This window comes from Pseudomonas sp. MF6776, from assembly GCF_016613125.1.
Classification (GTDB): Bacteria; Pseudomonadota; Gammaproteobacteria; order Pseudomonadales; family Pseudomonadaceae; genus Aquipseudomonas; species Aquipseudomonas iridis.
This window is the reverse complement of the sequence record NZ_JAENSQ010000003.1, coordinates 324,115-347,028: the sequence shown is the minus strand read 5'-3', so window position 1 is coordinate 347,028 and position 22,914 is coordinate 324,115. Positions and strand designations below refer to the sequence as shown.

The window sequence follows — 22,914 nt, the reverse complement described above, 5'->3', positions numbered from 1 at the left end:
GATGCGCTTGCTTCTGGTGGAAGACCACGTACCGCTGGCTGACGAGTTGATCGCCGGCCTGCAACGCCAAGGCTACGCGGTGGATTGGCTGGCGGACGGACGCGATGCGGTGTATCAGGGCAGCAGCGAGCCCTATGACCTGATCATCCTCGACCTCGGCCTGCCCGGTGTGCCGGGGCTTGAGGTGCTGGCGCAGTGGCGCGCGGGCGGGTTGGCGATCCCGGTGTTGATCCTCACGGCGCGCGACTCCTGGGCTGAACGCATCGAGGGCCTCAAGGCCGGCGCTGACGATTACCTGACCAAACCGTTCCACCCGGAAGAGCTGCACCTGCGGGTGCAGTCGCTGTTGCGTCGTTCCAAGGGGCAGGCCAATCAAACCACGCTCAAGGCTGCCGGCCTGCATCTGGACGAGGGCCGTCAGTGCGTGACGCGCGAGGGTGCCGATATCCAGCTGACCGCCGCAGAATTCCGTCTGCTGCGCTATTTCATGCTGCACCCGGAGCAGATCCTTTCCAAAAGCCACCTCGCCGAACACCTCTACGACGGCGAGACCGAGCGTGACTCCAACGTCCTCGAAGTCCACGTCAATCACCTGCGCCGCAAACTGGGCAAAAGCGTCATCGAAACCCGTCGCGGTCAGGGTTACCTGTTCGGCGGGCAAGCTTCATGAGGTCGATCCAGCGCCGCTTGAGCCTGGGTTTGATCAGCGTGATGGTGGTGGTGGGGCTGGTGTTGGCACAAACCAGTCTGTGGTTGTTCGAAATGGGCTTGCAGCGCTACCTCGAAGCCGGGTTGCGCAACGACAGCGAAAGCCTTTTGGTGGCGCTGGTGCGCGGCCCGCAGGGTTTGCAGCTGGATGAGCGCCACCTGTCGCCAGCCTATCAGCGGCCGTTTTCCGGGCATTATTTCCGCATCGATTTTGCCGACAGCCACTGGCGCTCGCGCTCACTGTGGGATCAGGATCTGCCGCTGCTCGAGCATCCGGGGCTGCACAGTAATCTGCAATTGGGCCCGGACGGCCAGAAATTACTGGTGCTGCGTTCGGACTATCGCCGGTTGGGCCAGTCGATCTCCATCAGCGTCGCGCAGGATTACACGCCGGTGAGCGACAGCTTCGAGCGCATGCGCCAGATCGGCCTCGGTCTCGGTCTGGCCGGTTTGCTGCTGATTCTGTTGTTGCAACGCCTCACCGTGCGTCGCGCGCTGCGGCCGTTGGAAAAGGCGCGTGAGCAAATCGCTCAGTTGCAGCAGGGCCAGCGCTCGCAACTGGACGATCAGGTGCCGGTGGAGCTGGAGCCACTGGTGGCGCAGATCAACCATTTGCTCGCGCACACCGAAGACAGCCTCAAGCGTTCGCGCAATGCGCTGGGCAACCTCGGCCACGCGCTGAAAACGCCGCTGGCGGTGTTGCTGAGCCTGGCGTCGAGCGAAAAACTCGACAGCCATCCCGAGCTGCGCAAGATCCTCAAGGAACAACTGGAACAGGTGCAGCAACGGCTCAATCGTGAACTCAATCGCGCGCGACTGTCCGGTGATGCGTTGCCCGGGGCGCTGTTTGATTGCGATGCCGAACTGCCGGGATTGCTGGCGACGCTGAACATGATCCACGGCGAGCATCTGGCGCTCAGTTACGTTGCGCCCAAAGGGCTGCAACTGCCGTGGGACCGTGAGGATTTGCTGGAGCTGCTCGGCAACCTGCTGGATAACGCCTGCAAGTGGGCGGATGCCGAGGTGCGTTTGAGCGTGGTCGAGAGCGCTGACGGGTTTGCCTTGAGCGTCGAGGATGATGGCCCGGGGATTCCTGCCGAACAACGCGCTCAGGTGTTCAGTCGCGGGACACGGCTTGATGAGCAGACTGACGGCCATGGCCTGGGGCTGGGGATTGTGCGCGATATCGTCGATACGTGGGGCGGGACGTTGGTGTTGGGCGAGAGTGAGTGGGGCGGGTTGAAGGTAGAGATTCAACTGCCTCGGCGATAACCTGAACCCTTGCACAAACCCTGTAGGAGCAGCCTTCGGCAGCTCCTACAGGGGGAGTGCGTTTCTGGGTGAACCGCTGTAGCTCGAACAAGCAAGCCGCAACAGGTTCTTCGAATCAGACGCGAAACTGATCCATCAAACTCTGCTGCTGATTCGCCAGGCTGTTCAGCGACTGGCTCACTCGCGCCGATTCGTTCGCTTGCCCGGACAGCGATTCAGTCACATCGCGAATCGTCGCCACGTTGTTGTTGATCTCTTCCGCCACCGCGCTCTGCTCTTCAGCGGCACTGGCAATCTGCAGGTTCATGTCGCTGATCACCGTCACCGCATCACCAATCTGACGCAGCGCCGTCACCGCTTGGCCCACCTGCTCGACACTGCCCTGCGCCTGACGATGGCTGTTGCTCATCGAGCCGACCACATCCTGCGTGCCGCTCTGCAACTGTTCGATGACCTGACGGGTTTCCTCCACCGACTCCTGCGTGCGGCGGGCGAGGTTGCGGACTTCGTCGGCGACGACGGCAAAACCGCGCCCGGCTTCACCGGCACGAGCCGCTTCGATCGCGGCGTTGAGGGCCAGCAGGTTGGTTTGTTCGGCAATGGCGCGGATGGTTTCCAGCACCGCGCCGATTTTCTCACTGTTGGCGGCCAGGCCTTCGACTTGCACCATTGCCGCGCTCATGTCGGCGGCGAGGGTGTCGATGCTGGCGGTGGTGCGGTCGATCACGGTCAGGCCCTGACGGGTGGCACGATCAGCATCCTTGGCCGCTTCGGCCGCCTGAGCGGCACTGCGAGCCACGTCCTGCGCGGTGGCGCTCATTTCGTGGGATGCGGTCGCGACCTGATCGACCTGACGGTATTGCTGTTCCATGCCGGCGCTGGTCTGCGTAGCGATGGCCGAGGACTGGTCGGCGGTGTTACGCGCGTCCTGCACCGAGCGTTTCACTTCGGCAATGATCGGCTGCAACTTGTCGAGAAACTTGTTGAACCAACCGGCCAGTTGACCGAGTTCATCCTGCTTGTCATACGCCAGTCGGCGGGTCAGATCGCCTTCGCCGCTGGCGATGTCCTCGAGCATGTGCGCCACGCCAAGGATCGGTCGGGTCACGCTGCGCGCCATCAGCCAGACCAGCACCAGGCCAATCAACGCCGCCAGAACGCCGAGGCCCAACTCGATCAACGTGCCGGTGTTGTTGCTCGCATCCAGTTGCTGCTTGAGCGCTTCGGCGCGTTCCACCAGCACTTTTTCAGGGACATCCAGCAACACTGCCCACGACGGCCCGCCGGGAATCGGCTGGAACGGCGACAGCACTTTCAACTGGCCGTTGCTGTGCAGGCTGCTGACACTGGTATTTGAAGCAAGTTGGCGCAGCAGTTCGGCGCCGCTGGTTTTATCCACGGCGTCAAGACGCTGGCTGAGTTTGCCGGCATCCGGGCTGTAGCCGGCGAGCAGGCCGACCGGGCTGATGATGCTCACGGCGGTCTGGCCGTCGTAGAGTTTTTTGCTGGCGCTCTGGCTGATCGCTTGCAGGCTGTTGAGGTTGATGTCGACCGACAGCGAAGCGATGACTTTGCCGTTCACCATCAGCGGGAAAACGATGCTGGTCATCAGCACGTTCTGGCCGTCGATCACATAGAAGTACGGTTCGATCACACAGGGTTTGAGCGTGGCGCGCGGGCAGGTAAACCAGGCGTTGGCAGCCTGACCGCTGGGGCCGGTGCTGGTGTCGGCCATGTCGCTTTCCGGCAGGGCCATCGAGGTGATTTTGCCCGGTGTCGGCTGCGACCAGTACAGGGCGAAACGGCCCTTGTCGTTACTGCCCAGCTCGGCTTGGCCGGCAAACAGTTCATCCTTGCCGTCCAGCGCGTTGGCTTCGAACACCAGCGACAGACCGAGCAAATCCGGGTTGGCTTGCAGCGCGGACTTGACCTGACGGGTCATGTCTTCGCGCAGGTCGAAGGCATCAAGGAAGCGCTTTTCGGCCTGCTCGCGCAGGAACAGCACCTGACGCGAGAAACCATGGCCGTATTGATAGGCGTCCATGAACTGCTGGCGAATGCCCGCCGCTTGCACTTCGCCCTGGGATTCGATGCGCGCCTGGGCCGATTCGGTGAGCATCTCCATGCTGGAGGCTTTCACCATTTCGGAGCTGTGCTCCATGCGATACAGCGAAAGACCCACCAACAGGGTCACGATACCGGCCAGGCAAAGCCCGGCGAGCAGGGTGATTTTCCATTGGATGGAAAGTTGTCTCAGCGACATGGACACGTCCTTATTCGATAAATATCTTAGACTTTGCACTGTAGCGGCCTGACAGCAGCTTTCTTGAGCTTCCAGCCGCAAGCTGCAAGCGAAAAAACGCAAAAGCTTGCAGCTTGTTACTTGCAGCCTGTCGCGGCTTCATTCACAGTGCGCGCCCTTCTAATAAGACCCTCTTTGCAATCCGCCGGTTAACCTTTGGCGGGCTCATCCTGTCTGGCGGTCGGTTTTCCACCGCAGTGTTTTTTGAGGTAGTGAAATGAATGCAGTCATAGCGGCGGTTGGCATCATGCTGATTCTCAGCCTGTCCCGCGTGCACGTGGTGATCGCTTTGATCGTCGGCGCGCTGGTCGGCGGCCTGACCGGTGGTTTGGGCATCGATGCCACGCTAAAGGCGTTCAACAGCGGCTTGGGCGGCGGGGCGACGGTGGCGTTGTCCTACGCATTGCTCGGCGCTTTCGCCGTGGCGATTGCCAAGTCGGGCCTGGCCCATGCGCTGGCCGACAAGGCGCTGGCGATGGTCGACCGCCAGCACAGTACCGGTGGCGGCAACGTCAAATGGCTGCTGATCGGCCTGTTGTGGGTGGTGGCGATTGCCTCGCAGAACATCCTGCCGATCCACATTGCGTTCATTCCGTTGCTGGTGCCGCCGCTTCTTTATGTATTGACCAAGCTGCAACTCGACCGCCGCTTGATCGCCTGCGTCATGACGTTCGGTCTGATCACGCCGTACATGTTCCTGCCGGTGGGTTTCGGCAATATCTTTCTCAATGAAATCCTGCTGGCCAACGTTGCGCGCAGCGGCGTCGACATCAGTGGCATTAACGTCACCCACGCCATGGGCATTCCGGCGTTGGGCATGGTGTTCGGTCTGGCGATGGCCTTCATCAGTTACCGCAAGCGGCGCGTGTACGACCTGGCGAAGATCGAGCAGGTAGAGCAAGCGGCGGTGCAGTACAACCCGCTGAGCCTGATGATTGCCGGTGTGGCGATTGCCGCAGCGTTCATCGTGCAGTTGCTGCTCGACTCTATGATTATCGGCGCGCTGGTGGGCTTCCTGATCTTCTCGGTATCGGGCATCGTCAAATGGCGCGACACCGATGATCTGTTCACCGAAGGCATGAAGATGATGGCGATGATCGGCTTCATCATGATCGCTGCCTCTGGTTTTGCCGAAGTGATGAAGGCCACCGGGCAGATACAGACACTGGTCGAGTCGTCGGCTTCGTTGATCAATCACAGCAAGGGCGTGGGCGTGCTGTTGATGCTGCTGGTCGGGTTGCTGGTGACCATGGGCATCGGTTCGTCGTTTTCCACGGTGCCGATTCTGGCGGCGATTTTCGTCCCGCTGTGCGTGCAACTGGGCTTCAGCCCGCTGGCCATCGTCTGCATTGTCGGCACTGCCGGTGCGCTGGGTGATGCCGGTTCGCCTGCCTCGGACTCGACCCTGGGCCCGACCTCCGGCCTGAACATCGACGGTCAGCATCACCATATCTGGGACACCGTGGTGCCGACGTTCCTGCACTACAACCTGCCTTTGCTGGCGTTCGGCTGGGTGGCCGCGATGGTCCTGTAACCGCTGAACCCTGTGGGAGCGGGCTTGCCCGCGATGGCTTCGACACATTCAACAATTATGTGGCAGACACACCGCTATCGCGGGCAAGCCCGCTCCCACAGGGTGATGAGGTGTCTGCTGACTCAACTTTTGCTATGGCGTGCCGTTAAAGCCTTTAACCACGCCAATAAAACCAAAAGAGTGAGTACCCCAATGCGTCTGAGCCTCAAGGCTAAAGTCCTCTCCCTTGCCGTCCTCCCGGTATTGCTCTTTGCGCTGGTCATCAGCCTGACCACGCTGTTCATTCTTCAGAAACAGGCGCGCGAAGAGGTCGAACAGACGCGCGAGCGCCTGCTCGGCGACGCCAAAGCCACTCTGCAAAGTTACGTCGCCGTGGCTATGACCACGATCAAACCGTTGTACGACGCTGCCGCACCCGGCGATGAAGCGGCGCGCGCGCAGGCGATCAAACTGCTGTCGGGGATTCGCTACGGCAAGGACGGCTACTTCTTCGGCTACGACTCCGAGACCGTGCGCCTGTTCAAGGCCAACGATCCCGAAGGCGTGGGCAAAAGCTTCAAGGACAACCGCGACCCGAACGGCGTTTACGTCAACCTCGGTCTGGTGAAAGTGGCGAAGGACGGCACGCATTACCTGCAATACAGCTCGCCGCTGCCGGGCAACGCAAAGGTGCTGGTGCCGAAACTCGGCTACACCGAATACCTGGCGAAGTGGGACATGGCGGTCGGTACCTCGGTCAACCTCGACGGCATCGAAGCGCAAGTGGCGCTGGTCGAAACGCAGGTGCAGGAACGCATGCAAGGCGTGGTGCTGAGCATCGTCGGCGTGGCGGTGGTGGTGCTGCTGGTGATTGCCGCGGTGGGAATGCTGCTGGCCAATACCATTTTGCGTCCGCTGACCCAGATGAAAGCCAACCTCGACGATATCGCGGCGGGCGAGGGCGACCTGACCCGCCGCCTGAACATCACCAGCCAGGACGAACTGGGTGAACTGGCCGGCTCGTTCAACCGCTTCGTCGACAAGATTCATGGCCTGGTGCGGCAGATCACCGAGATGACCACACAACTGACCGGGCTGGTGACGCAGGTTTCGGATCAGGCCCAGCGTTCGGATCAGGCGATGGAGCGTCAACGCCACGAGACCGATCAGGTCGCCACGGCGATCAACGAAATGTCCGCCGCCGCCCAGGAAGTCGCCAAGAGCGCACAGAACGCCGCTGTCGCCGCCCAGCAGACCGATGAAGAAGGCCAGAGCGCCAAACGCGTGGTGGCGGGCAGCATCAAACAGATTCATGCGCTGGTCGATGACATCCGCAGCAGCGGCGTGTCGCTCGATAGCCTGCAACAGGACGTCAGTTCGATTGTCGGTGTGCTTGGGGTGATCCGTTCGATTGCCGAGCAAACCAACCTGCTGGCACTGAACGCGGCAATTGAAGCGGCGCGGGCCGGTGAGGCCGGGCGTGGCTTTGCAGTGGTGGCGGATGAGGTGCGTGCGTTGGCCAGTCGTACGCAGATCAGCACTCAGGAAATTCAGGCGATGATCGATCGCTTGCAGGCCGGCACGCAAGCGGCGGTCGAAGCGATGCGCCGCTCCAGCGAGGCGGGTGACGGTACATCGGCGCAGGCCAATCAGGCCGGGGCTTCGCTGGACGCGATGGCGGAATTGATCGCGACCATCAACTCGATGAACGCGCAGATTGCCAGCGCTGCCGAGGAGCAGACGGCGGTGGCCGAAGAGATCAACCGCAGCGTGCATCAGATTGCAGTGGCGGTGGATAGCGTGGCGGATGAAACGCAACTGGGGGCGCAGACGTCGCGCAGTCTGGCGGATCTTGGCCAGCGGTTGGGCAAACTGGTTGGGCAGTTCCGAATCTAGGAGCCGTACGCAAACCCCTGTAGGAGCTGCCGCAGGCTGCGATCTTTTGATCTTCTGAAAAGCAAAATCAAAAGATCGCAGCCTGCGGCAGCTCCTACAGGGATGGTGCAGTCCTCAAGGTCTGTCCCAATAAGGCACTTCGCCAAAACACTCGACAAAGAAATCAATCACCGTCCGTACCTTCACCGACAACCGCCGGCTCCCCGGCCACAGCACCGCGATCTGCTGCGGTTCCAGACTGTTCGACACCTGATACTCCCCAAGCACCGGCACCAGCGTGCCTTCGCGCACCGCTTCACCAATCAGCCATGACGGAAACATCACCAACCCCAGCCCTTGTTCGGCCGTCTGGGTGAGGGTGTCGGCGTGGTTGCCGGTGATCGGACCCCTCACCGAATAGGGCGTCCAGTCGCCTTGATCCTGACGGAAAAACCAACGCTGCTGGCCAGTCGCACCTTTGTAGGCCAGACACTGATGGTGCACAAGATCGTCGGGATGTTGCGGCGTGCCGTGACGTTTCAGGTAGGCCGGGCTGGCAGCGACCTGAAAGCGGTGCGGCGCAATTATCCGCGCCTGCATGCTCGAATCGTGCAGCGGGCCGATGCGAAACAACAGGTCTGCCCCTTCCTGCAACGGGTCGACGTAATGGTCGGTTTGCTGGATGTCCAGTTGCAGCTTGGGATAACGCGCGCACAACTGACCGAGCCACGGCGTCAGATGCCGTTGACCAAACACCACTGGAGCGTTGATCCGCACAAGGCCGGTGGGTTCGCTTTGCTGTTCCTGCAAGGCTTGTTCGGCTTCTTCCAGTTGCACCAGCACCAGCCGCGCGTGGTGGCCGAGCATGCGTCCGGCTTCGGTCGGCGTCACCGCGCGCGTATGGCGATAGAGCAATTGCTGGTTCAGCGCTTGCTCCATCAACTGGATTTGCCGCGAGATGGAGGAGGGCGCCACGCCCTCGCGGCGTGCGACTTCGGAGAAGCTGCCGTGGTCGAGCACTGCGACAAACAGTCTGAGTGCCTTGAAACCGAGTTCATTGAGTCCGTGCATGGATCGTCCTGCTGTGCGAGTTACGCAAAAGTGTTGTCCGGATGCTCCCATTTATCGCACAGCGAAGCCAGCCGATAATCCGCGCCATCGTTTACTTGCACAGGTTTTGGTTATGCAGACGTTGGATGAGGTGAGTGTTAGCGCGCCAGTGGCCAAGCCGTTGTTGCGATTGTTGTTGCTGCCGCTGGTGATTCTGGCGGGCATGGGTTTGTCAGTGGAAGCGGGCTTGCTCGGGCCGTTGGGGGTGCAGGTCGGGCATCTGTGGGCGACCTTGAGCATCTTTGGCGTCGGCTCGGCGATTCTGTTTTTGCTGTTGTTGTTCGCAGGCCCGCAAAAGGGCCCTGCGCTCACCGATCTGCCACGCTGGCAGTTGATCGGTGGGTTTCTGGGGCCGATGTATGTGGTGGTCTTGACGTTGGCGACGCCACATATCGGTATTGCGATGACGATGATCGCAATTCTGTCCGGACAGGTCGGCAAGAGTGTCTTGATCGATCATTTTGGTTGGTTCGGGGCCACGCGCAAGAAGGTTAACGCTGAGCGCTGGCTGGCGTTGGGGTTGATTGTGGTGGCATTGGTTTTGATTGCGCGGGGGTGAGTGATGAGTCTGATCATTTTGTTGGCAGTGGTGGTATTGGCCGGCGCGGTGTTGAGTGTGCAGGCGGCGATCAACGGGCGTTTGGGTGAAACCGTTGGTGTATTGCGCAGCAGTTTGCTGACGTTTGTGGTGGGCGCGGTGGTGACCGGGTTGTTGATTCTGTTTTTTGAGCCGGCGCAGGCGGTGAGTCTGCTGGATGTGCCCAAGTGGCAGTTGATGGGGGCGCTGTTTGGGGTGGTTTATATGATGGTGATGGTGGGCGCGGTGCCTGTCGTGGGGACGGCTGTGGCGACGGTAGCTGTCATTGTCGGACAGCTTGGGATGGGAATGTTGATTGATAATTTTGGCTGGTTGGGGAATCCGGCGATTGAGCTTTCCTCCAGTCGGGTTTTAGCGATGGTTTGTTTGGGGTTGGCTTTGGTTTTTATGTATCGCAGTAGTGTTCGTGGGGTTGATTGATTTACTGACTGAGTACATATCCGTTGCTGCGGCAACGGTTTCCTATCGGCGTAACCCTTCAGCTCACCTCGGTCAGTCCCCTCTCCCTCGGGGCGGTCCGACGTTTCGGGAGGGCTACAGTGAGGGCTTTTGATCTATTGCCCCCTTCTGCAGCTCCTACACTGTTGTTTACGGCTCGCATTCGAGCCTCAGACAACCACAACCCAAGGAGTCTGTCCCATGCCTGATAGAAAATGCGATTGCCCCGGATGTAAATGCACCATCAAAGACGGCGAGCATGCGTACGCTGTGCACGGTAAGCACTATTGCTGTGAGGCCTGCGCTCACCACCACAAGGGGGGCGAGGAATGTTCCAGCAAGGGCTGCCAGTGCGCGCATCCCAAGTAAACGTACACCTAAAAAAAGTGGAGCCTAATCAGGCTCCACTTCCAGTTTCAGGCTGTCGTCATCCAGCCGCTCTATTGCCGCACCGTGCCTTGCAAGCGTCGGCCTTCGACCGTGACCACGACGGTTTTCGCCTGATCAAGATCTTCAGGTAACGGCGCCGGCACCCTAAGCGCGAAGCGAAACGGATCACCCTCGACGGCTTCAAGCCCTACCGCACAATCAACACTTTTGGTGATACGCCCGAACAAGGTGTTCAGGCCGTAATCCAGATGTGCCGGGCTCATGAGGTGGGTCATTGTGCGTTCCCCCGAATGATGTCGATCACTGTGCGCAGCTTAGCTTGTCGGTCGCCAGACAACGTTTTCCACGCCGAATTTTTCCGCCATCGGTTTACTGGTCTTCTGCACCTTTTCCCGGCCGAAACGCGGGATCCGACCTACGCCTGCGTCGCAACTCGCCCAATGCCAAGCTTCGGCGTTGTCCATCTTGTCCGAGCGGATAATGAAGGACTTGGGCGTGCCGTGAAGGGTGTAGTCGATGACATAAAGTTTTGCGTTGTTCATAAAGCCCGTATTCCTCCCTGTGGTAATAGAAGGATCGCGGCGCACCGGGAAAATTCACTCGGATTGTCCGACGGTATCTACCCTGATCTGATGGGCGCTACCGATGACTGCGATCCAGTGATCATTTACAGGTCAGAACTGATACCCGATCCCCGCGTAATACCCCCAACCATTCGAACGCGCGCGGAAATTACCGTCGCCGAAATTCAGCTCGCTGCCATCCTCCCAGTTGCCGCCGTTATGGAAATAACGCCCGACTAGGGTGAAGCGCAAATGGGTGAACGCGTAGAGCAACACGTTGGTCGCCACCGTCGCGTTGGCGGTGCGTGCCGGGTTGTCCTTGTGGATGTCGGAGCCGAAATCGAAGTTGGTGAAGCCGATGTAGGTGAGCGAGGCGCCGTTGCTGAATTTGTCGATGGGGATGATGTACTTGAGCTGTGCACGGTAGCCGTCCCAGGAATACTCGTTGCTCGCACCGTAGTTTTCCCACTGGTAGCGCCCGTACAGGTTGGCCGACAGGTTGACCCGCGAATGGGTGTCGATGTCGGTGCCGAAACCGCTGTAGAGGGTGTTGGCGCGGTTTTCTTTGCGGCTGCCGTGGTCGTAGATCCAGTCGAAGGCCACATACCATTCCTTGAACGGGCCGATAGCCAGGCTGCGGCCGGCGAGGTAGTCGATGGAGATCCGCGGTTCGTGCTCCATGAACACGGGCGAACCGTGGTCCCATACGCCTTTGTCGTGGCTGTTGCCGATGTTGAAGATTTTCGGCACGTCGATGTAGCCGTATAGCTCGAACGGGCCCTTGCGCCCGAAGTATTCATATTCCAGGTAGATGTCGTCGGCCGGTTGCGGGCCGAAGCTGATGTCTTTGCTGCCGATCAGGGTCAGGTCCTGGTTGTACCAGTCCGACAGGTACGCGCCTTTTTTCGGCGGGCTGGCTTCGGGGCTGAGGGTTTCGCCCTGGGCGGACTCGGGCAGGGCCGGTTGTGCAAATGCGCTTTGACTGAGAACTCCGGTAACGCCAGTCAGTAGCAAGGAAACAGCAAACGTGCGCGCGAGGGGGGCGCGAAGAAGGGAAGCGACGTGCATGCAAAGTCCTTTTTTTGCGGATCAAGGCCCGGAATCTGCGGGCCTGGCGGATGTGTGGCGAAAATGCCGTGATTGACGGCTCGCAAACGTTTGCATAAGCCGTACCAGTTTTCTTCCAGCGGCCCTGCAGGAGCTGCAGCACGCTGCGATCCTTTGATCTTGGTGCTTAAAAGCAACATCAAAAGATCGCAGCGAGCCGCATCCCCTAGAGAGGGATGTGTTACAGCAAATCCCCTGTATTCACAGGCTCAAAGCCCCGGTTTAGAGCGCCTAGTATTAAAGTATTAACACCATTTAATCCGCACCCATCTCCAATGCTCTACTAGCTTTGTCAGCAATCAACGGTTTTGTGATGACCGTCGCAGTCTTGATTGGCGTGCGAAACAGGCACGACTTCGCACGCCTTCAAGGAAGAATTGGCCACGACAAGGAGTAGCCTGTGCAAGTAAGGTCCGGTGTCGCCCTCGTTTCGCGTTTTTCCCCTCTTTCCCTTGCTGTGCACTTGAGCGTCGCCGGACTGTTGTTCGGCGCGGTGAGCACTCCGGCGCTGGCCACTTGCTCCACCGCCGGTTCCACAGTGACCTGTACCGGCGTGCCGAGCCTGCCGCTGTTTCTTAACAACTTCAGCAGCGCTACCAACGGCCTTACGGTCAACGTCAACAGCGGGGCGCAGATGAACGCGACCCTCGGCGGCCACGTGATGGACCTGACCGGGGTGAACATCAGCCTGAACAACTCCGGCACCCTCGACCCGGCACTGTTGGGGCTGGTGTCGGTGCTGAGCGGCGGCGCCTTCATCGGCACTGGCGCCACCAGCACGGTCAGCGTGCTCAACAATGCCAGCGGGATCATTCGCGGCACCGGCATGCTGCTCGGCCTCAACCTGACCAGCATCGATGGCTTGGGTATCGCGGTGAACAACGCGGCGGCCGGTACCACTACCATCACCAACAACGGCACCATCACCTCGACCGGGCTTTCGGTGGGTGGCATCACCCTGGCCGATACCCCGGTAGTCGGCGTCTACGGCGGCTCGCAAGTCAACATGACCAACAGCAGCACCGGTGTCATCAACGGCCGGATCGCCTTCGAGACCTCGGCTGCGGGCAATACATTTACCAACGCCGGCGCAATTACCGGCGGCGTGTCGATGGGCGCAAGCAGCACCAACACGTTCACGGCGATTACCGGTTCTACGGTGCAGGTCGGTGACGGTGTTCAGGTCAGCGTCGGTCTCGGTGGCCTGATCGGCATCAACCTGACCTTCGCCCCGACCGGCACCGTCGATGGCGGCGCGGGTGGCACCAACAGCCTGATCCTGCAAAACCCGATCGGCGTCGGCGGCGGTACGACCGGGACTGGAACGGCGTCCAGCGCGACCTACGTCAACTTCAACAACCTGACCATCAACAGCGGCACCTGGACCTTGCAGGGGCCGTTGGTCAGCGGCGCGACCACGCTCAACGGCGGTGTCGCCCAGTTCAACAACAACGCCACATTTGGCAGCGGTGTCCTCACCTCCAACGGCGGGATCCTGCAGGCGAGCAACGCCGGGTTGAACGTCAGCAATCTGATCTCCCTCGGTGCCGGTGGCGTGACGGTGCAAGGCACCAACGCCACCACCCTCAGCGGGGTGATTTCCGGCAGCGGCGGCCTGACCAAAGTCGGTTCCGGGCAACTGAGCCTCAGCGCTGCCAACACGTACTTGGGCAACACCACACTCAACGGCGGCACCGTGCAGTTGGGCAACAACCTGGCGCTGAGCACTGGCACCGTCAACGTCACTGGCGCGACAACCCTGAGTGCCCCCGGCACGATCAGCCTGAACAACGCCATCAGCCTCGGCGGCACATTGACGGCCGGCGGCACCGGCGCACTGACCCTCGGCGGGTTGATCTCCGGCAGCAGTGGTATCACCAAAACCGGCACTGGCAGCCTGACCCTCAGCGGCGCCAACAGTGCTTACACCGGCACGACCACCCTGAGCGCCGGCAGTTTGCTGGTGACCAATAACAACTCGCTGGGCAGCGGCGCACTGAACACGGCTGCCGGTACCAGCCTCGACAGCACCGCCAACGTCTCGCTGGCCAACAACATTGCCATGACTGGCGTGCTGAACGTGCTCGGCAGCAATGCCTTGACCCTGGACGGCATTTTGTCCGGCACCGGCGCCATCACCAAAAGCGGCAGCGCCAGCCTGACGCTGGCCGGCAACAACACTAACGCCGGCAACACCGCGCTCAACGCCGGCAGCCTGTTTGTCGGCAGCAACACCGCGCTCGGCACTGGCGCATTGAACGCGGCGGCCAACACCACGCTTGACGCGACCACGGCCGTGACGCTCGCCAATGCCGTAGCGCTGGCGGGAGGGCTGACCATCGGCGGCACGCAGGCATTGGGTCTGAGTGGCGTCGTCAGCGGCGCCGGTAACCTGATCAAGAACGGCACGGCGGATCTTACCCTCAGCGGCAACAACACCTTCGCCGGCGGTACCGCGCTCAATGCCGGCACGCTGATTGTCGGCTCCAACACCGCGCTGGGTACGGGTGCCTTGACGACTGCGGCAGGCACCGCGCTTGATGCCAGCACCACGGTCGCATTAAACAACGCCGTTTCCCTGGGTGGCGATCTGGAATTCAGTGGCAGCGCTGACCTGACCCTCGGCGGTGTTATCAGTGGCAGTGGCGGGCTGACCAAACGCGGTTTCACTAACCTAACTCTCAACGGCGCCAACACCTATCTCGGCGGTACCACGCTGGCCGCCGGCACCCTCACCGTGGGCAATGCTGCTGCGTTGGGCAGCGGTGCGTTGAACGTCATCGATGCTTCAACACTGGACAGCAACACCGCCGTCAACCTGACCAACAACGTCAACCTCAACAGCAGTGCCCTGACCCTCGGCGGCAGCAGTGGCCTGACCCTCTCCGGTGTGATCAACGGCGCCGGTCAGTTGCTCAAGAATGGCGCGGCCAACCTGACCCTCAGTGGCGCCAACACGTTCACTGGCGGTACCACGCTGAACGCCGGCAGTCTGACTGTCGGCAATGGCGCAGCACTCGGCACTGGCGCACTGACCGTGGCCGGGGCGGGCACCCTCAACAGCAGCTCGGCGGTGACGTTGAGCAACGCGATCACCCTCAACGCCAACCTCACCGCTGGCGGCGCCAACGCGCTGACCCTTGGCGGCGTAATCAGCGGCGGTAATGGCCTGATCAAGACCGGCGCCTCAAGCCTGACTCTCAACGGCAATAACACCTATACCGGCACCACCGCGCTGAACGCCGGATCGCTGATCGTCGGCTCCAACACGGCGCTCGGCACTGGTGCGCTGAACGCATCGAACGGCACCACGCTTGATGCCGGCACCGCAGCAACCCTGGCCAACAACGTCAACCTCGGCGGCACGCTGACTCTGGGCGGCACCAATGCGCTGACCCTCGGTGGCGTGGTCGCCGGTATCGGAGGGCTGGTCAAGAACGGCGCCGCCGACCTGACCCTCAACGGCGCCAACACCTATTTTGGCAACACCGCGCTGAACACCGGCAAACTGATCCTCGGCAGTAACAACGCGCTGGGCGCCGGCACATTGAACGCGGCGGCAGGCACTACGCTCGACGCCAATACCGCCGTGAGCCTGAACAATGCGGTGGCATTGGCCGGTGCCTTGAACATCGGCGGCACGGCGGATCTGACCCTGACCGGCCTGGTCAGCGGCGCCGGCAGTCTGGTGAAAGACGGCGCGGCCAATCTGATTCTCAACGCGGCCAATAATTTCCTCGGTGGCACGACCCTGAACGCCGGCACGCTGACCGTTGGCAACAGTTCGGCATTGGGCTCCGGCGCACTGACCGTCGCTGGCGCGGCAACACTGGACAGCAACTCGCCGCTGGTCAGCCTCAGCAACGGCGTCGCGCTCAACGCTGCACTGACCGTGGGGGGGACGCAAAACCTGACCCTCGGCGGCATCACTAGCGGCACCGGCCAATTGATCAAGAATGGCGCGGCCAACCTGACCCTCAACGGCAACAACACCTTCAGCGGCGGTACGACTCTGAACGGCGGCACCCTGACCCTGGGCAATGCCAACGGCTTGGGCAGCGGCGCGCTGATCGTCGGCGGCGCGGCAACCCTGGATAACAGCGCTTCCTTCGGAATCGGCAATGCGATCACGTTGAACGCCGGTCTGACCGTCGCGGGCAACAACGACCTGAGCCTCAACGGCGTTATCGACGGCGCCGGCAGCCTGACCAAAAACGGTCTGTCTGACCTGACCCTGGCTGGCAACAACACGTTCACCGGGGCGCTGAACATCGTCTCCGGCAGCGTCACGACGTTGAACAGCAATGCGCTGGGCAACACCGCAGGCGTGAACATCAGCGCTGGCGCCGGTTTGAATCTGGGCAGCGACGCCAGCCTCGGCGCGCTGACCGGCAGCGGCGACGTGCAGCTCACCGGCAGCAACACGCTGACCGTCGGCAGTGGCAACGTCACCAGTACGTTCGACGGCGGCCTCAGTGGCAGCGGTGGCCTGATCAAGGTCGGCACCGGCACTCTGAACCTCACCGGAATCAACGGCATCACCGGCGACACCGCGATCAACAGCGGCATCGTGAATCTCAGCGGTTCACTGGCCAGCGCGCAGATCAACGTCAATACCGGCGGCACCCTGAGCGGTACCGGTTCGGCGCTCGGTACCGTCAACGTCAACAGCGGCGGTCATCTGGCGCTGTCCTCGGGCAATCAACTGTCCGCCGGTGCACTGACCCTCGCGGCCGGCAGCAATGTTGATGTGGCACTGGGGACACCGTCGACCGCGTCGTTGATGAATGTCGGCGGCAACCTCACCCTCGACGGTAATCTCAACGTCACTGACGCCGGCGGTTTCGGGGTCGGTGTGTATCGCTTGTTCAACTACACCGGTGCGTTGACCAATCTCGGTCTCGACGTTGCCGGCGTACCGGTCGGCTACGGCCTCGGCGACTTGATCGTGCAAACCGGTGTGGCCAACCAGATCAACATTCAAGTGTCGGCACCGAACGTGAACATCCGTTATTGGGATGGCAGCCAGAACATTGCCAACGGCGTCGTCGACGGCGGCACCGGTACCTGGAATGCGGTCGGCACCAACTGGACCGATGCCAACGGTCTGGTCAATCAACCGTGGGCGGGCGACTTCGCGGTATTCCAGGGCACGGCGGGTACCGTGACGGTCAACGGCACGCAAGCGTTCACCGGCATGCAGTTCCTCACCGATGGCTACAACGTAGTGAATGGCACGGCGGGGCAACTGACTGCTGTCAACGGCACCGGGGGGACCACCGCGTTGCGCGTTGATCCGGGTGTGACCGCGACCATCGGCGTCAATATCGATGGCAGCGGCATCCTCAACAAACTCGATACCGGCACCCTGGTGCTCAACGGCGCCAACACTTACAGCGGCGGCACGCAACTGGACGGCGGCAAGATCATCGTTGGCAGCAACACCGCGCTGGGCAGCGGCACACTGACCGCCAACGCCGGCACGCAACTGGACAGCAATGCTGCGGTGACTCTCGGCAACGCAGCGACCCTTAATGGCAACCTCACCGTGGTCGGCAGCAATGCGCTGACGCTCAACGGCGTGATCGGCGGAACTGGCGGCCTGATCAAAACCGGTGTGGCCAACCTGACGCTCGGCGGCAACAATGCCTTCCTCGGCCCAGTCGCGTTGAATGCCGGCGGACTGATTCTGGCGTCGAACTCGGCGCTGGGCTCCGGCACCCTGAACGCGGCGGGCGGCACCACGCTCGATGCCGCCACCGGGGTTTCGGTGAATAACGCGGTCAATCTGGCGGGTAACCTCGGCATTGGCGGCACGGCAGACCTGACCCTTGCCGGCACGATCAATGGTGCGGGCAGCCTGAGCAAAACCGGCGCTGCCAACCTGACCCTGAGCGGCAACAACAACTTCCTTGGCGGCATCAACCTGGGCGCCGGCACCCTGACTGCCGGCAGCAACTCGGCGCTGGGGCTGGGCAACCTCACCGTGGCCGGCGCTTCGGCGCTGGACAGCACCAGTGCGCTGAGCCTGGGCAACAACATCGTGCTCAACGCCAACCTGAGCAACGCCGGCAACAACAACCTGACGCTCGCCGGTGTAGTCAGCGGCGCGGGCGGACTGATCAAGGACGGCGCGTCGAACCTGACCCTCAACGGCGTCAATACCTTCACCGGCGGCACTACCTTAAATGCCGGCACCTTGACTCTTGGCACCGCTGCGGCACTGGGTTCCGGCGCACTGAACGTGGCTGGCGCGTCGACCCTCGACAACAGCTCGCCGCTGGTGCTGGCGAACGACGTCAACGTCAATGCGAATCTGGCCTTGGCCGGTAACAATAACCTGACCCTGGGCGGCGTGGTTGCCGGGGCCGGAACGTTGAGCAAAAACGGCCTGGCCGACTTGACGTTGAGCGGCAACAACACGTTCAGCGGGACCTTCGAGGTGCTGTCCGGCAGCCTCACCACCCTGAGCGGTACAGCGCTGGGCAATGAAGCGACGGTCAACCTCGGTGCTGGCGCAGCCCTCAACCTCGGCGCATCGGGCAGTCTCGCCAGCCTGACGGGTAGCGGCACCGCGTTGATCGGCACCGGCAACACGCTGAGCCTGGGCAGCAATAACGTCAGCGGCACGTTCGCCGGCATCCTCAGCGGTGACGGCGGGCTGACCAAACTCGGCACTGGCAGCCTGACCCTGAGCGGCATCAGCGACCTCACGGGCGACACTAACGTCAACGCCGGCACCTTGCAGGTCAACGGTTCGCTGGCCAGCGCCAATGTGTTGGTCAACAACGGCGGCACACTCGGCGGCAGCGGCACGTTGACCAGTGCCGTGACCGTGGCCGATGGCGGACATCTGGCGGGTGTCACCGGCAGCACCTTGTCGGTGGACTCCCTGGTGTTTGGCGGCAACTCCAGCTTCGACGTCGGCCTCGGTACGCCGGTGTCGGGTGGCGGTAACGCGCTGGTCAATGTCGGCGGCAACCTGACCCTCGATGGCACACTCAATGTCAGTGACATCGGCGGTTTTGGCAGCGGCGTGTATCGCCTGATCAACTACACCGGTGGCCTGATCGACAACGGCATGCTCATTGGCAGCGTGCCGGGCAGTGTGTCAGTGGGCGATCTGCAACTGCAGACCGCGCAGGCCAATCAGCTCAACCTGCTGGTCACCGCGCCAGCCGTCACCGTGCAGTTCTGGGACGGTAGCCAACTGGTCGCCAACGGCACGGTCGACGGTGGCAACGGTACCTGGGGCACCGGGACCACGAACTGGACCGACGTCAACGGCACCACCAATCAGGGCTGGACCAGCAACTTCGCGGTGTTCCAGGGCGCGGCGGGCACGGTTACGGTCAACGGCGCGCAAACCATCACCGGCATGCAGTTCGTCACCGATGGCTACAGCCTGCAGAACGGCACGGCGGGATCGCTCAATCTGGTCAATGGTTCGCTGGGCAACGCCTCGGTGCGCGTTGATCCGAATGCCACGGCAACCGTCGGTGTAGCGCTCAACGGCGCAGGCACCCTCGGCAAATATGACACCGGCACCCTGGTGCTCAACGCTGCCAACGGCTACACCGGCGGCACTGCGCTCAATGGCGGTACGATTGTCGTCGGCAACAACGCGGCGCTCGGCACTGGTGTGTTAACTGCAGCGAACGGCACTGCGCTGGACAGCAACACCGCTGTCAGCCTCGGCAATGATGTGGTGCTCAACGGAGGATTGAGCGTCGCCGGCTCCAACGCCTTGACCCTTGGTGGCGTCGTCAGCGGCAGCGGCAGTTTGATCAAAACCGGTGCTTCGAGCCTGACTCTCAATGGCAGCAATACTTACTCCGGTGGCACCCAACTGAGTGGCGGCACGCTGGTTCTGGGCAACAACAGCGCAATCAGCAGCGGTGCATTGAGTGTGCTCGGCAACGGCACGCTGGACAGCACCTCGGCGCTGCAACTGGCCAACGCCATCAACCTGGGCGCCGAGCTGACACTGGCTGGCAACCAGAACACTACGCTGATCGGCGCTGTCACCGGCACCGGCAGTCTGGTGAAAAACGGCAGCGGCGACCTGCTGCTCAGCGGCGCCAACACCTACAGCGGTGGCACCACGCTGAACGGCGGTAGCACTCGAGGCGACACCAGCAGCCTGCAAGGTGCAATCGCCAACAACGCGGCGCTGACCTTCGAGCAAAACGCCGACGGCAGCTACACCGGCAACCTCACCGGTACCGGCACGCTGAACAAAACCGGCAGCGGTCAGTTGCTGCTGACCGGCAACAACAGCTTCACCGGCAACACCTCTGTGCAGGCCGGCACTTTGACCGTCAACGGTGTGCTCAACAGCGCCAACGTCAACGTCGCCAGCGGTGCGCAGATTGGCGGTGGCGGTCAATTGGGCGGTTCGCTGCAACTGGCCGACGGCGCGACCCTGGCCGGTGGCGGCACGGCGACACCGCTGTCGGTCGGTGCGTTGGCGTTGTCTTCGGGGACTGATCTGGACTTCAGCCTCGGGTCTGCCGCCAGCTCGACCACGGTGGTCAAAGTCGCCGGCAACCTGACCCTCGACGGCACGCTGAACATCAGCAACGCCGGTGGCTTCGGCACTGGCGTCTATCAACTGTTCAGCTACGGCGGCAGCCTGACCGACAACGGTCTGGTCTACGGCAGCCTGCCGGTTGCGCAAGCCAACCTGACCCTGCAAACCGCCATTGCCAATCAGATCAATCTGCTGGTGCAAGACTCGCCGGGTGAAGTGCAGTTCTGGAACGGCGGCACCACCAATCCTGATGGCAGCATCGGTGGCGGCAGTGGTGTGTGGGGGCCGGGGACCAACTGGACTGATCCGAGCGGCACCCAGGCGTTGGCCTCCAACGGGCAGTTCGCTGTGTTTGGTGGTCAGGCCGGCACTGTCACCGTGTTGGGTAATCGGAACTTCACTGGTTTGCAGTTCCTCAGCAATGGCTACAGCCTGGCGCCTGGCGCTGGCGGTACGCTGACTCCGGTCAACGGCGCAGACGGCAGTCTCGCACCGGTGCGGGTGAATGCTGGCGGCAGCGCGGAAATCTCCACACCGCTGGTGGGCACGGGCGGCATCGAGAAGCTCGATTCCGGGACTCTGGTGTTGAGCGGCGCCAACACTTACAGCGGTGGTACGACTGTCAGCGGCGGTACGTTGGTGGGTAATACCACCAGCTTGCAAGGCAACATCCTCAACAACGCTTCGCTGTTGTTCGTGCAGAACTTCAACGGGCAATTTAGCGGGTCGTTGCGCGGGCTCGGCGCCATGCTCAAACGCGGCACGGGCACCTTGCTGTTGACCGGTGATAACCCGTTCAGCGGCACCGTAGCGGTCGATCAAGGCGTGCTGCAAGTCGGCAGCCGCGCTGCTCAGGCCTCGTTGGGAGGGCAAGTCACTGTCGCCAGCGGCGCTGCGCTCAGCGGTAACGGTAGCGTCGGTTCGGTGGTCAACAATGGTCTGGTGCAATCCGGGGCCGAGGCGGGCACGTTGAGTGTCGCCGGCAACCTGACCAATGCTTCCAGCGGTGTGCTGGCGCTGACAGTCAGCTCGCCAACCGCTACACCGCTGGCGGTCGGCGGTACGGCTGCGCTGGGTGGCGGTCTGCAAGTCAACTCGCTTGCGCCGTTCACTGGCAACACCACGTATTCGCTGATCACGGCGGGCGGCGGTGTCACCGGTACCTTCAGCGCAGCGGATCTGCCGCAATACGCGTTCCTCGATTCGACTCTGGTGTACGACGCCAACGCGGTAAACCTGGTGGTGAGCCGCAACGACAACTCGCTCGCCGACGTCGCCGCCACGGGCAACCAGCGCAACAGCGCTTCGGCGTTGTCGCGCAATGGTGCGGCCGGCGCGGCGTTGCAGGACCAAATCGTCAACCTCAGTGCGGCGGGTGCACGCAATGCCTTCGACAGCCTGTCCGGGGAGATTCATGCGAGTACCGCCAGTGCGATCCTCGAGGATTCGCGTTACGTGCGCGAAGCCGTCAACGATCGCATGCGCCAGCCTTCGTGCAGTGCGCCGGATGATCCACGCCGTGCCTTGGCGCCAAGCGACAACCAGTTGAGCAGCAACGGTTGCCACGGCGAGATGGTCGGCTGGGCGCGCGCACTTGGCGCCTGGGGTGAGTCGGATGGCGACAGCAACAGCGCCAAACTCGACCGCAACCTCAGCGGCTTCATGCTCGGCACTGACAAGCAACTCGATGATCAGTGGCGCCTGGGCATGGCCGCCGGTTACACCCGCAGCGACCTCGATGCGCATGATCGTCGCTCGGATGCCACGGTAGAAAGCTACCACCTGGCGGCATACCTCAACTCGCAGTTCGATGCTTTGGCAGTGCGCCTCGGCGCGGCTTACAGCTGGCACGACATCGAGACCAAACGCGATGTCAGCGTCGGCACCTACAACGATCGTCTGGAGGCCAATTACGACGCTCGTAGCGCTCAGGTGTTCGGTGAAGTCGGTTACACAATGCAAGCTGCCGGCATTGCTCTGGAGCCGTTCGCCGGTCTGGCCTACGTCAACTACGACACCGACAAGGCCAAGGAAAAAGGCGGAGTAGGGCGTCTGAAGGCTGATGCCGAGCAGGACATCACCTTCTCCACCCTCGGCCTGCGCGCCGGCAAAGTCATCACCCTGGCCAACGGCGGGCAATTCACTCCGCGCGCGGCAGTGGGCTGGCGGCATGCCTTCGGTGACACCAAACCTGATGCCGACCTGACCTTCATCGACGGCGGCGCCTCGTTCAGCACCCAAGGCGTACCAATTGCCAAGGACAGCGCGATAGTCGAAGCGGGCGTGGACTTCCAGATCAGCCCGACCGGCAAACTGGGTATCGGCTACTCGGGGCAACTGTCGGATGACAACAACGATCATGCGATGACGATCAGCTTCAGCCTTGGCTTCTGATTTAGGGTCGAAGCACTTTTAACCGCCCGAAAGGGCGGTTTTTTTTGCAGGGGCAAAAGATCGCAGCCTGCGGCAGCTCCTACACGGGAATTCGCGTTTTCCTGGAGCTGC

Annotated in this window: 11 protein-coding genes and 4 pseudogenes; 9 read left to right on the top strand and 6 right to left on the bottom strand. The window is 61.9% G+C overall.

From position 1 onward, the window contains the following. The first annotated feature begins 1 nt into the window (after position 1). Both JJD74_RS05355 and JJD74_RS05350 read left to right on the top strand, forming a co-directional pair. Positions 2-670, top strand: coding sequence for a response regulator transcription factor (locus tag JJD74_RS05355; RefSeq protein ID WP_200611976.1), 669 nt, complete (start codon positions 2-4; stop codon positions 668-670). Further along, the gene (locus tag JJD74_RS05350; protein WP_042560087.1) at positions 667-1,980 is read left to right on the top strand and encodes a sensor histidine kinase; all 1,314 of its coding nucleotides are present in this window, start codon (positions 667-669) and stop codon (positions 1,978-1,980) included. Before JJD74_RS05355 ends, JJD74_RS05350 begins: the two co-directional genes overlap by 4 nt. Before the next feature lie 115 nt (positions 1,981-2,095). Here JJD74_RS05350 and JJD74_RS31350 read toward each other — a convergent pair. Continuing rightward, positions 2,096-2,689 (bottom strand): annotated as a pseudogene (locus JJD74_RS31350) (methyl-accepting chemotaxis protein); the annotation flags it as partial. Positions 2,690-2,953: 264 nt separating this feature from the next. Beyond that, positions 2,954-3,922 (bottom strand): annotated as a pseudogene (locus tag JJD74_RS31345) (PDC sensor domain-containing protein); the annotation flags it as partial. Between the two features lie 577 nt (positions 3,923-4,499). On the opposite strand from JJD74_RS31345, the gene JJD74_RS05340 reads away from it, so the two are divergent. The 3 genes and pseudogenes from JJD74_RS05340 to JJD74_RS31335 all read left to right on the top strand — a co-directional run bounded on the left by JJD74_RS05340 (position 4,500) and on the right by JJD74_RS31335 (position 7,691). Beyond that, positions 4,500-5,816: a Na+/H+ antiporter family protein gene (locus JJD74_RS05340; RefSeq protein WP_042560084.1), complete on the top strand. Its 1,317-nt coding sequence runs from the start codon at positions 4,500-4,502 to the stop codon at positions 5,814-5,816. A 33-nt stretch (positions 5,817-5,849) separates the two neighbouring features. Further along, a pseudogene (locus tag JJD74_RS31340) lies at positions 5,850-6,833 on the top strand (cache domain-containing protein); the annotation flags it as partial. Between the two features lie 36 nt (positions 6,834-6,869). Beyond that, positions 6,870-7,691 carry a methyl-accepting chemotaxis protein gene (locus JJD74_RS31335; RefSeq protein WP_395593806.1) on the top strand — a complete coding sequence of 274 codons (822 nt, stop codon included), beginning with the start codon at positions 6,870-6,872 and terminating at the stop codon, positions 7,689-7,691. Positions 7,692-7,805: 114 nt separating this feature from the next. Here the strand turns inward: JJD74_RS31335 and JJD74_RS05330 are convergent, their stop codons facing one another. Further along, the gene (locus JJD74_RS05330; protein WP_200611968.1) at positions 7,806-8,741 is read right to left on the bottom strand and encodes a LysR family transcriptional regulator; all 936 of its coding nucleotides are present in this window, start codon (positions 8,739-8,741) and stop codon (positions 7,806-7,808) included. Between the two features lie 112 nt (positions 8,742-8,853). Here JJD74_RS05330 and JJD74_RS05325 point away from each other — a divergent pair, with 112 nt between their 5' ends. The 3 genes from JJD74_RS05325 (at position 8,854) to JJD74_RS05315 (ending at position 10,185) form a co-directional block, all read left to right on the top strand. Continuing rightward, positions 8,854-9,339, top strand: a complete 486-nt coding sequence (locus JJD74_RS05325) for a DMT family transporter (protein WP_042560081.1) — start codon at positions 8,854-8,856, stop codon at positions 9,337-9,339. Positions 9,340-9,342: 3 nt separating this feature from the next. Then, positions 9,343-9,798 (top strand): DMT family transporter, encoded by a 456-nt coding sequence (locus JJD74_RS05320; RefSeq protein ID WP_042560080.1) that lies wholly within the window; start codon positions 9,343-9,345, stop codon positions 9,796-9,798. Between the two features lie 219 nt (positions 9,799-10,017). Then, a complete protein-coding gene (locus tag JJD74_RS05315) occupies positions 10,018-10,185 on the top strand; it encodes a metallothionein (protein ID WP_080896040.1) in 168 nt (55 codons plus the stop codon). 24 nt (positions 10,186-10,209) lie between these two features. On the opposite strand, the pseudogene JJD74_RS05310 reads toward JJD74_RS05315, so the two are convergent. From JJD74_RS05310 to JJD74_RS05300, 3 genes and pseudogenes are all read right to left on the bottom strand, one after another. Further along, positions 10,210-10,481 (bottom strand): annotated as a pseudogene (locus JJD74_RS05310) (hypothetical protein). Positions 10,482-10,520: 39 nt separating this feature from the next. Further along, on the bottom strand, positions 10,521-10,748 hold the full coding sequence (locus JJD74_RS05305) for a DUF6555 family protein (RefSeq protein WP_034154602.1): 228 nt from the start codon (positions 10,746-10,748) through the stop codon (positions 10,521-10,523). Positions 10,749-10,880: 132 nt separating this feature from the next. Further along, a complete protein-coding gene (locus JJD74_RS05300; protein WP_042560077.1) occupies positions 10,881-11,837 on the bottom strand; it encodes a nucleoside-specific channel-forming protein Tsx in 957 nt (318 codons plus the stop codon). A gap of 439 nt (positions 11,838-12,276) precedes the next feature. Here JJD74_RS05300 and JJD74_RS05295 point away from each other — a divergent pair, with 439 nt between their 5' ends. Continuing rightward, positions 12,277-22,803, top strand: coding sequence for an autotransporter-associated beta strand repeat-containing protein (locus JJD74_RS05295; protein ID WP_200611964.1), 10,527 nt, complete (start codon positions 12,277-12,279; stop codon positions 22,801-22,803). Positions 22,804-22,914: the final 111 nt, after the last annotated feature.

Coding starts and splice junctions, on each gene's coding strand:
- JJD74_RS05355 (WP_200611976.1), top strand. CDS start 2: ATGCGCTTGCTTCTGGTGGAAGACCACGTACCGCTGGCTGACGAGTTG.
- JJD74_RS05350 (WP_042560087.1), top strand. CDS start 667: ATGAGGTCGATCCAGCGCCGCTTGAGCCTGGGTTTGATCAGCGTGATG.
- JJD74_RS05340 (WP_042560084.1), top strand. CDS start 4,500: ATGAATGCAGTCATAGCGGCGGTTGGCATCATGCTGATTCTCAGCCTG.
- JJD74_RS31335 (WP_395593806.1), top strand. CDS start 6,870: ATGACCACACAACTGACCGGGCTGGTGACGCAGGTTTCGGATCAGGCC.
- JJD74_RS05330 (WP_200611968.1), bottom strand. CDS start 8,741: ATGCACGGACTCAATGAACTCGGTTTCAAGGCACTCAGACTGTTTGTC.
- JJD74_RS05325 (WP_042560081.1), top strand. CDS start 8,854: ATGCAGACGTTGGATGAGGTGAGTGTTAGCGCGCCAGTGGCCAAGCCG.
- JJD74_RS05320 (WP_042560080.1), top strand. CDS start 9,343: ATGAGTCTGATCATTTTGTTGGCAGTGGTGGTATTGGCCGGCGCGGTG.
- JJD74_RS05315 (WP_080896040.1), top strand. CDS start 10,018: ATGCCTGATAGAAAATGCGATTGCCCCGGATGTAAATGCACCATCAAA.
- JJD74_RS05305 (WP_034154602.1), bottom strand. CDS start 10,748: ATGAACAACGCAAAACTTTATGTCATCGACTACACCCTTCACGGCACG.
- JJD74_RS05300 (WP_042560077.1), bottom strand. CDS start 11,837: ATGCACGTCGCTTCCCTTCTTCGCGCCCCCCTCGCGCGCACGTTTGCT.